Source organism: Bradyrhizobium sp. Ai1a-2 (assembly GCF_000426245.1).
In the GTDB taxonomy this organism is placed as follows: Bacteria; Pseudomonadota; Alphaproteobacteria; order Rhizobiales; family Xanthobacteraceae; genus Bradyrhizobium.
Genome location: NZ_AUEZ01000061.1, coordinates 43,548 through 53,030 on the forward strand (window position 1 = coordinate 43,548; position 9,483 = coordinate 53,030).

Consider the following 9,483-nt stretch of genomic DNA (forward strand, 5'->3'; position numbering starts at 1 on the left):
GCGGAGGCTATGGTGAGCCCAGCTATCCGAGCGGGCTTCCTTGATTTCGTCTGATGATCTTGAGCGTGAGCAGGACGGCGCCAAGCACAAGAAACAGAACGCCGACAGTTGTTGTGCTGGTGGACTCGAACGTCACGCCAACCGCCGTCAGCAGGCATCCGATGATAATCGCGACCAACCCACCAAGCTTCTTCACCAGCAGAAAGTGTCCGTCACTCGTATCCGCCACCATGATCAGCCTCGCTGTTCAGATGATGTCCCGCCTTCTCCAGTTCTCGTCGCGTCCGTTTTTTTAAGTAAGTGGCAGGCTCGCGTGAGCAAACGCAATCGTACACTCGACCGCCCACGTTGCAAATTTCTCGGCGCTCGAATTCTGCGGTCAATGGCTGCGCTTTGATTCAATTGCATGCGACCGCAATTGCGACAGTGTGCCTTACCTAACGCGTTGGACACCCGCGCCGTCGCGAGAAGAGAACGCGATGGCCGTTGGCACATTTTGCCGGTCTGTCAGCAAATTGTTGCACGGGTTGCAGATTGACTCGTTCTAAACGTAGGCGTTAGATCAATGACATAGCCCCCGTTGGGCGGAGTGGTGCGATGGCCTCACCGGCGATCGATGAACGGCCTTACGTTTCGACCGGTCATCTACCTAATCCCGAGTTGGTGCAGTCGCTGGTGGAAGACGCGCACCGGCGCCTCAAATCGAACGCCGACGGCAAGAATTCGCAGGTCTACCCGGCGCTCGCCCGAGTCCCGAGCGAACTGTTCGGCGTTTGTGTCGTTGGAACCGACGGGCACGTCTACGGCGCGGGAGACATCGACTACGCATTCTCCATCATGAGCGTGTCGAAGCCATTCGTGTTCGCGCTGATCTGCGAGACGATTGGCCCGCAAGAGGCGCGCGCAAAGCTCGGCGCGAACGCCACCGGACTTCCGTTCAACTCGCTTGCCGCGATCGAGAATGGAGCCGGACGCACCAATCCGATGGTGAATGCGGGGGCGATCGCGACGACGAGCCTGGCGCCGGGCTCGTCCGCCGCGGCGCAGTGGGAGTTCATCCACGATGGGCTGTCGCACTTCGCAGGCCACAAACTTCCACTCAACGAAGAGGTCTACGCCTCCGCGTCGCAGACCAATTTTCGCAATCGCAGCATCGCGCGATTGTTGGAGAGCTACGACCGGATCTATTGCGACGCCAAACAGGCGACCGATCTCTACACGAGACAGTGTTCGCTGAACGTGACCGCCAGAGACCTCGCCGTGATGGGCGCGACGCTGGCGGATGGTGGGGTGAACCCTATCACGAAGCAACGCGTGGTCGACGCTGAGGTCTGCCATTACGCCTTGGCTGTGATGATCACGGCCGGCCTGTATGAGACGTCGGGCGATTGGCTTTACGACATCGGCCTGCCGGGAAAGAGCGGGATCGGCGGCGGCATTGTCGCGGTCTCTCCCGGAAAAGGCGGCTTCGGCACTTTCGCTCCGCCGTTGGATGCAGCCGGCAACAGCGTGAGGGGGCAACTCGCCGCGAAATTCCTGTCGCAGCGATTGGGCATGGATCTGTTCGTCTCGCAACCGGAAGACTGACCAATGTTGGCCGGATCGGCGTCCACCTGGTCGATCATGAAAAGCCGGAGCAAATCGGAGGGCGCCAAGTGACACAGACGATCTCAATCGGCGGCATCCATCAGGAGGAACGCGCATCATGGATTCCCATGATCGCCATCGCGCTCGGCCAGATGATCATGTCGTTCAACGTCGCTTCGCTGCCGGTGGCGATGGGGGGAATGGTCAACAGCTTCGGCGTTCCGCCGACCACGGTCGCGACCGGCATCGTGGCCTATTCCATGCTGGTCGCCGGATTCGTCATGCTGGGCGCAAAGCTCGCGCAGCGATACGGCGCGCTGCAGGTGTTCCGCGCAGCCGTCGTGCTGTTCTTCATATCCCAGGTCATGATGACGTTCAGCCCCACGGCTGTCGTGATGATCACGGCTCAGGCGCTCTGCGGCGCCGCCGGCGCGGTGATCGTGCCCTCGCTGGTCGCCCTCATTGCCGAGAACTACACCGGACGCCAGCAGGCAACCGCGGTCGGTGCGCTTGGTTCTGCCCGCGCGGCGGCCGGCGTGCTTGCGTTCATCATCGGCGGTGTACTCGGTACCTATATCGGCTGGCGGCCGGTGTTCGGAATTCTCATCGCTGTTTCCGCCATCGTTTTCCTGTTGAGCTTCCGCCTCAAGCGCGACCATGGCCGGCCGGATGTGGAGATTGACCTCGTCGGCGTCATACTCGCAGCAGCCGCGATCATTCTCATCAGCTTCGGCTTCAATAATCTGAACAGATGGGGGCTCGTGTTGGCGAGCCCAAACGCGCCGTTCAGCCTTCTCGGCCTGTCTCCGGCGCCGATCCTGATCGTGGCGGGCATCGTGTTGGGCCAGGCATTCCTGATGTGGACACACAGACGCGCGGAGGCAGGCAAGACGCCTCTCCTCGCGCTACAGGTGATCGATTCACCTGAGGAACGCGCGGCCGTCTACGCGATGTTCACCGTCGTTGCGCTGGAGGCCGCGCTCAACTTCTCCGTCCCGCTCTACATCCAGATCGTGCAGGGTCGCAGCCCGATCGCCACTGCGGTGGCGATGATGCCGTTCAACCTGACTGTATTCTTTGCCGCGATGCTGATCGTCCACGTCTACGACAGGCTGACGCCGCGGCAGATCGGGCGAGCCGGCTTCATCCTTTGCACCGTCGCACTGTTGTGGCTCGCATTCGTCGTGCGCAACGACTGGAGCGAGGTGCCTGTGCTGCTCGGGCTCGTTGTGTTTGGTGTCGGGCAGGGCGCGCTTGTCACGCTGCTGTTCAACGTGCTGGTCACGGCCTCGCCCAAGGAGCTCGCAGGGGATGTCGGATCGCTGCGCGGCACCACCAACAACCTCGCCGCCGCCGTCGGAACGGCGGTGGCCGGCGCGCTCCTTGTCGGTCTCCTGAGTGCGATCGCGCTGGGCAGCATCGCCGCGAGCCCCAAGCTCACGCCCGAACTCCAGGCGCAGGTCGATCTCGACAACATCAATTTCGTCAGCAATGACCGCCTGCGGACCGCGCTGGAAGGGACGAGCGCCACGCCGCAGCAGGTCGAGGAGGCGGTGCGGGTAAACACCGAGGCGCGGCTGCGCGCGTTGAAGATCGGGCTCTTGATCATGGCCGGCCTTGCGTTGCTTGCGATCTTTCCAGCCGGGCGGCTGCCGAACTATCGGCCAGGTGAGATTCCGAGCGAGACGGCGGGCGAACGCGGACGATCGACCTGACCGTCGCGTCAGGCACGCTCGACCGTGCTGAGAGGTAAAACCTTTACAAAAACAAACTTGGCAAAAGCAAAAAGGAGCAAGCTGTGAATGAAATCGATCGCCGCGGCGTGCTGCGGAGCATAGTCGGCGGTGTCGTTGCCGCGGGCCTGGGGGCAAGCCTGTTGCCGCATACGGCCGAGGCGGCGCCGCTCGCGCTTCAAAAGGAACTCGGCCCACAGGGGGATGATGTCCGGCCCAACGTTCACGCCGTCGCCACTCGTCCGCCGCCGCGACCTCTACCTCATCCTCGCCATCGTGGCCGGCGCTGGCACTGCTGGTGGCACCGAGGCCGTCGCCGCTGCGGATGGCGCTAGTGACCGCAGGCGTGACGAAAGCTCGGCCCGGAGCGCGTCACGTCGACACGTCAGCAACGGGGCTCGACTGATCTGGAATAGAGGAGAATGACATGACCACCTATGACAACGGTCCGGCGATGCGCCTCACCGGGCTGCCGACACCGCCTTTATGGATATGCATCCTGCTCGGAATCGTGATGATCATCGCGGGCCTGCTGGTCCTCGGCGATCTCGCGCTGTTCACCGTGATCAGCACCATCTTCATCGGCTGGATGGCCATCATCGCCGGTGGATTCGAGATCATCCACGCTTTCTGGACCAAGGGGTGGGGAGGGTTCGTGTGGCAATTGCTGCTCGGCGCGCTCTATCTCGCATTCGGCATCGTGCTGGTGACCCAGCCGCTGACCAGTGCACTGATCCTCACCTATGTCCTCGGTCTGCTGCTTCTGATCTCGGGGATCGTCCGTGTCCTGGTCGGCATCAGCCATTGGCAGCAGTTCGGCTGGATCATACTGGTGTCCGGGCTGTTCGGCGCCGTGGCGGGTCTCATCATCCTGACGGGATTCCCGGCCACCGGGACATGGGTGCTCGGATTGCTGCTGGGCATCGACCTCTTGTCTCACGGCATCGGATGGCTGACCCTCGCGTGGCTGCCGGCTACCAGAACGGGCTAGCGGCCATCGACTGACGAGGACCGGAAGTATTCTCGCTAAACGCCCGCGATCGCGTCGGGCGTTCCCTCCCGCACAGCAAGATCAATACGAGCCTTGCGCCACGCGCAATTGGCGGAGATCAGATATGTCAGTTTTGAGGAAGCCAGCTCGAACATTCAAGATCGCTGCATTCGTTGCTGCATTCCTGGCCTCGATTGGAATGAACTTCGCGGCCTTGCCGGCGGCGCAGGCTCAACAGGCTTCCGCCGTACTGTTCCAGAACGTTCGCATCTTCGATGGAAAGAGCGCCACGCTCTCCGCGCCGTCCAATGTCCTGATCCGCAACAACAAGATCGAGAAGATTTCGGTTGCACCGATCCAGGCTGACGCTCAGGTGATCGCCGGCGGCGAACGCGTGCTGATGCCCGGGCTGATCGATGCGCACTGGCACGCGATGCTGGTACGCCCAACGCCGGTTTCTGCCATGGCTGACGACGTCGGCTACAACAATCTCCTTGCGGCCGCGGAAGCCACTGCAACACTCATGCGCGGCTTCACCACCGTCCGCGACATGGGCGGCCCGAGCTTTGGGCTCAAACGCGCCATTGACGACGATCTCGTGCCCGGCCCTCGTATCTACCCGTCTGGCGCCGTAATCACCATCACCGGCGGTCACGGCGACTTCCGGCAGCTCACCGATCTGCCGAGAACGATCGGCGGCATGCTCAGCCGCATGGAAAGAATTGGCGGCAGCATGGTCGCGGACAGTCCGGATGAGGTTCGCGTCCGCGCCCGCGAGCAGCTCATGCAGGGGGCCTCACAGGTCAAGCTCACCGCGGGCGGCGGCGTCGCATCGCCGTTCAGCCCGCTCGATGTATCCACCTTCACCGAGCTCGAGCTGCGCGCCGCCGTCGAAGCTGCCGAGAACTGGGGCACCTACGTGGCCGTGCACGCCTATACTCCGGTTTCGATCCAGCGCTCGATTGCGGCCGGAGCAAAGTGCGTAGAACACGGCCATCTGATGGACGAGGCTACGGCGCGCCTCATGGCCGAGAAGGGAATCTGGTTGAGCACGCAACCTTTCCTCAATCTGGAGGCCGCAAGTGCGTTGGGGCCGTCGGAGCAGGCGAAGATGCGGCAGGTGGTTGCCGGGACCGATAGAGTCTATGCGCTGGCAAAGAAATACAGAATCAAGACAGCCTTCGGCACCGACATCCTGTTCTCGCAGGCGCTGGCTGAGCGACAGGGAGCCATGCTGGCCGACCTCACGCGCTGGTACACGGCGGCCGAAGCGCTGACAATGGCGACATCGACGAATGCCGAATTGCTGAGCCTGTCCGGCCCCCGAAATCCGTATCCCGGCAAGCTCGGCGTGGTGGAGGAGGGCGCGCTGGCCGACCTCCTGCTGGTCGAGGGCAATCCAATCGACAACATCAGGCTCGTGGAAGATCCGGCCAGGAATTTCCTGGTCATCATGAAAGGCGGAAAGGTCTACAAGAATCTTCTCGCCCAGGAACCTTCTCGGCGCTGATCAGCCCAGTGCATACAGAGATACCAGCAACTGGCTATGAGCTGATGGCCGTTATGAAAGTGTGACATTTGGTGATGTAGAAGCGCTACTCGGATTCCGTTCGCGTCGCGATCCTGAACCTGTTGCGGGATTGCGGCGACCGGATCCTGAACCAGAAGATCGAACCCTGAGGTCACTATGATTGTCCATCGTTCTGCGTTTGAAGGCCCAACACCGCGATACCGTCGCGATCGTATCGGCCGTCACCTCGTGGCTTTGGCGATCATCGGACTGGCCGGCGGATTTGAACCCGCCTTTGCCCAGAACCCGCCTCCGGCGGCACCGCAGCGAGTGGTGAAGCCGAAGGCGCCCGCCGCAGCACCAGCGCCTGTCGCGGCGGCCCAGCCGGCCGCTCCGGCGCCGCTTGCCGAGACGGCGGCGTCGGGCAACGAGCCGGTCGCGCGCGTTGGCGGACGTGACGTCACCTCGTCGGAAATCCGCGCCTTCCTGGCCGCCGTCGGGCCCGATCAGCGTGCCGCGCTCGCCCGCGATCCCGCACTTCTCAACCAGACGCTCCGCCTGATGTTTGCGAAGCAGCTCGTCCTCAAGGAAGCAGGGGACAAGAAGTGGCAGGAGCAGCCGGCCGTCGTCGCTCAACTCGCCAAGCTGCGCGAGGAGGCCATCTTTGAGACCTATCTGCAGTCGGTGTCGATGCCGCCGGAGAACTATCCGGATGAGGCTGAAATCCAGAAGACCTATGACGCCAACAAGGGCGCGCTGATCATGCCGCGCCGCTTTCATCTCGCCCAGATCTATGTCGCGCTCGCGGAAGGAGCGGACGCCGCGGCCGAAGAGAAAGCCAAGGCGAAGGTTGCGGACATCCAGGCAAAGCTGAAGCAGCCGAAGGCGGACTTTGCCCTGATCGCCAAGGACGCCAGCGACCAGCGCGAGCTCGCGGACAAGGGCGGCGATCTCGGTTGGCTGCCAGAGACGCAGCTCGTTCCCGAAATCAAGAGCCGCGTGATGGGAATGAGCGTCAATGCCGTGAGCGAGCCGATCAAGCTTGCCGACGGATATCACATCGTCAAGCTGATCGAGACCAAGCCGTCCGAAACCATGCCGCTTGCCGACGTGCGGGACACCCTGGTCCAGCGCCTGCGCGCGCAGCGCGCCGAACTCAACCGCCGCGCCTATGTTTCGCGCGTGCTCGAGCAGAATCCGCCCGCGATCAACGAAATCGCTCTGTCCCGCATTGCCAGCGAGCTGACGCAGTCGGCGGGCGCTGGCCGCTAGCTGCGCTCGTCGTCCCCGGATCCGAAATGGCTGTTGCAAACTCAACTAAGTTGTTGGACAGAGGAGACTGTCATGTCCACGAGCACTAACGCCGCGCAAGCATCCGCAGATTTGTCCAACGCTGGGATGCAGTCCTTTGTCACGCTCGAGGAGCTGCGCACGGCGCTCCAAACCGCCGGCTATCGCGCCGAGCTCGTGACCGATGGCAATATTTCGCTGTTGCGGTCGGCGAGCAACGGCCTCGGCTTCGACGTCCGCCCTGGTAATTCGTTTCCCGGCAAGCCCGATCATTTCGCGGATGTCGCCTTCGTCGCGGTCCTGACCGTGCAGGGATCGATGCCGCTCGATCTCGTGAACAAGTGGAATCGCATGCACAGGTTCTGCCGACTATTCGTAGACAAGCCGCAGGGCACCGATGAATTTCTGGTGCTGACGCTCGATCTTTCCATCGCCGGCGCGGTCTCGCCGAACTATGTCCGCACCCAGCTTCAGATCTGGGACAGTTTGATCCAGCAGCTCATCCCCTGGTTGCGCGAGGAGCTCGGCAGGTTGGCCGCGAGCCTCGAAACGGCCAAGGAAATCACCAAGGAAACTGCCAAGCAAGCGACCAAGCCGGACGCGAATCTCGCGCCGCCGCGGCCGGCCCTCAATAGCTGATCGGGCAGCATCGCAACGATGGCGTCGAAATCTCCGATCGTGAACGGGCATCCCGGCAGGCTGCGGCGTCTGCTGCGCTCGTTCGGTCTCGTGGCGCTTGGCCTTTCCGCCGGGCGCGCGCCGGCTGCGGCGCAAAGCACGGACTTCAAGGCCGCATCCGAGGCGCCCGCGGCCTGGCGCGACTATGCGTCCCGGCTGCAGGGTGCCTTTCAGCAGCAGATCGAGGCCGACGGCGACATGTCGCAGTGGCTCGTTGGCTTCGCGGCGGGACGCGAGAAGGAGAACAAGCCGCTGACATTCGTGGTGAGCGCCTCGATCTTGCCGGACGGCAGGATGGATCGCATCACATTCGACGGCAGCATGGATCCCGAGCTTGGTGGCCGGCTGCGCCCGCTGCTCGCCGCCGCCAATGCGGGCGTGCCGCCTCCCGACATGCTTCAGCCGCTGCGCCTTCGCCTGCGGCTTCGATCCACAGAGTGAGCGAGGCGGGGGCGTGCGGGGGCATCGTCAGACCAGGCTGTTACGCGGGTGGTTGCTTGCGCTGGCGACCGGCGTCGGCCTAGTGCTGACAAGTGTTCTCGCGTTCGCCGATACGTCACCCGCGGTGCCTGAGGAATCCCCCGCTGCCGATGCGGCAAGCGAGCCAGCAAAGGAAGCCGCGCCGGCCAAGGAAGCCGCGCCCGCCGAACCACCGGCGGCGATCGAGCGGCGGTGGCGCGAGAATGCCAAGGTCGGATTGCCTCCGACGCGAGGAGTTGCGGGCTCGAGCTCGCAGCCGCGCTCCCGCTACCGCGACCTGATCGAGAAGGAAACCGCCGGCACGGGCCTTGCGCCCGAGATCGCGGAAGCCGTGATGGGTGTGGAGAGCGGCTACAATGCGGGCGCAATCGGTGGCGTCGGTGAAATCGGATTGATGCAGGTCCTGCCCTCGACCGCGCGGATGCTCGGCTTCACCGGCACCAATGCCGAACTCGCCGTGCCCGAGAACAACGTCCATTATGGGGTGACCTACCTCGCCCAGGCGTGGCGGCTGGCCCGCGGCGATCTCTGCACCGCCGTGATGAAATACCGCGCCGGCCATGGCGAGACGCGCTTCTCCCATCTATCGGTGAGCTATTGCCTTGCGGTGCGCTCGCGGCTGATGGCGCGCGGCTTCCAGGTCACCGGCACCGTTCCTGTCGCCACCTTCGGCGATCCGGTCCGTGGCGGCGGTGGCGGTGGCGGCGGATGCAAGCGCAGATGCATGGCCGGCCTGGGCGGTGCGAATGTCGATTACGCCAAGCTGAACGCCCGCCTGAGCGCGCTGGTGATCCAGGTGCGCGGCGGAAAATAAGCCGGCGGTCGTTTCGCTGCCAGCCCGCGATGAGATCGGGTCGAATTGCATGCGCGATGGAGACTGTGCTCCCTCTCCCGCTTGCGGGCAGGGGAATCGCATATGGATTTGCGGCGGCTATTGCATTGGAATGCAAGAAGGATTCTGAAGACGGCTCCCGGATCATGGAGGGGGTCGGATGCAGAAGTTCAGGAAGGCGTTTGGGCGATTGCCGGACCCGCGCGCAACCAATGCGAAGCACGAGCTGTTGGAGGTGTTGTTCATCGCGTTGGCGGCGGTGCTGTGCGGAGCGAGCAGTTGCGCGGAGATGGAAGAGTTTGGCCGGTCGAAGGAAGAGCTGTTGCGGCTCCTGCTGCGCCTGGAGCACGGCATCCCGAGCCACGACACGTTCAGCCGGGTG

At 63.4% G+C, this 9,483-nt stretch carries 11 protein-coding genes; 9 read left to right on the forward strand and 2 right to left on the reverse strand.

The genetic code is table 11. The features are described from left to right. Positions 1 to 22 precede the first annotated feature (22 nt). A complete protein-coding gene (locus tag K288_RS0130790) occupies positions 23 to 232 on the reverse strand; it encodes a hypothetical protein (protein ID WP_027583013.1) in 210 nt (69 codons plus the stop codon). Between the two features lie 365 nt (positions 233 to 597). Between K288_RS0130790 and glsA the strand changes: the two genes are divergently transcribed. Both glsA and K288_RS0130800 read left to right on the forward strand, forming a co-directional pair. Continuing rightward, on the forward strand, positions 598 to 1,587 hold the full coding sequence (glsA, locus tag K288_RS0130795; protein WP_027583014.1) for a glutaminase A: 990 nt from the start codon (positions 598 to 600) through the stop codon (positions 1,585 to 1,587). Positions 1,588 to 1,655: 68 nt separating this feature from the next. Then, a complete protein-coding gene (locus K288_RS0130800; protein WP_244443317.1) occupies positions 1,656 to 3,302 on the forward strand; it encodes an MFS transporter in 1,647 nt (548 codons plus the stop codon). Positions 3,303 to 3,310: 8 nt separating this feature from the next. On the opposite strand, the gene K288_RS0130805 is transcribed toward K288_RS0130800, so the two are convergent. Continuing rightward, the gene (locus K288_RS0130805; RefSeq protein ID WP_027583016.1) at positions 3,311 to 3,547 is read right to left on the reverse strand and encodes a hypothetical protein; all 237 of its coding nucleotides are present in this window, start codon (positions 3,545 to 3,547) and stop codon (positions 3,311 to 3,313) included. A gap of 200 nt (positions 3,548 to 3,747) precedes the next feature. Between K288_RS0130805 and K288_RS0130810 the strand changes: the two genes are divergently transcribed. From K288_RS0130810 to K288_RS0130840, 7 genes are all read left to right on the forward strand, one after another. Beyond that, complete coding sequence (locus K288_RS0130810) at positions 3,748 to 4,311, forward strand: HdeD family acid-resistance protein (protein ID WP_027583017.1); 564 nt, start codon at positions 3,748 to 3,750, stop codon at positions 4,309 to 4,311. Between the two features lie 199 nt (positions 4,312 to 4,510). Then, positions 4,511 to 5,821 carry an amidohydrolase family protein gene (locus K288_RS47045; protein WP_244443320.1) on the forward strand — a complete coding sequence of 437 codons (1,311 nt, stop codon included), beginning with the start codon at positions 4,511 to 4,513 and terminating at the stop codon, positions 5,819 to 5,821. Positions 5,822 to 6,070: 249 nt separating this feature from the next. Next, positions 6,071 to 7,093, forward strand: a complete 1,023-nt coding sequence (locus tag K288_RS47050; protein WP_244443318.1) for a peptidylprolyl isomerase — start codon at positions 6,071 to 6,073, stop codon at positions 7,091 to 7,093. A gap of 72 nt (positions 7,094 to 7,165) precedes the next feature. Continuing rightward, positions 7,166 to 7,750 (forward strand): YbjN domain-containing protein, encoded by a 585-nt coding sequence (locus K288_RS47055; protein ID WP_084799821.1) that lies wholly within the window; start codon positions 7,166 to 7,168, stop codon positions 7,748 to 7,750. Between the two features lie 18 nt (positions 7,751 to 7,768). Further along, positions 7,769 to 8,230: a hypothetical protein gene (locus K288_RS47060; protein WP_051334835.1), complete on the forward strand. Its 462-nt coding sequence runs from the start codon at positions 7,769 to 7,771 to the stop codon at positions 8,228 to 8,230. Between the two features lie 256 nt (positions 8,231 to 8,486). Beyond that, entirely contained in the window at positions 8,487 to 9,083 is a 597-nt protein-coding gene (locus tag K288_RS54965; protein ID WP_244443321.1) for a transglycosylase SLT domain-containing protein, read from the forward strand. 178 nt (positions 9,084 to 9,261) lie between these two features. Beyond that, positions 9,262 to 9,483 (forward strand): transposase family protein (locus tag K288_RS0130840; RefSeq protein ID WP_027580939.1); only part of this gene is annotated, 222 nt, incomplete at its 3' end.

Coding starts and splice junctions, on each gene's coding strand:
- glsA (WP_027583014.1), top strand. CDS start 598: ATGGCCTCACCGGCGATCGATGAACGGCCTTACGTTTCGACCGGTCAT.
- K288_RS47045 (WP_244443320.1), top strand. CDS start 4,511: ATGAACTTCGCGGCCTTGCCGGCGGCGCAGGCTCAACAGGCTTCCGCC.
- K288_RS0130790 (WP_027583013.1), bottom strand. CDS start 232: ATGGTGGCGGATACGAGTGACGGACACTTTCTGCTGGTGAAGAAGCTT.
- K288_RS47060 (WP_051334835.1), top strand. CDS start 7,769: ATGGCGTCGAAATCTCCGATCGTGAACGGGCATCCCGGCAGGCTGCGG.
- K288_RS0130810 (WP_027583017.1), top strand. CDS start 3,748: ATGACCACCTATGACAACGGTCCGGCGATGCGCCTCACCGGGCTGCCG.
- K288_RS47055 (WP_084799821.1), top strand. CDS start 7,166: ATGTCCACGAGCACTAACGCCGCGCAAGCATCCGCAGATTTGTCCAAC.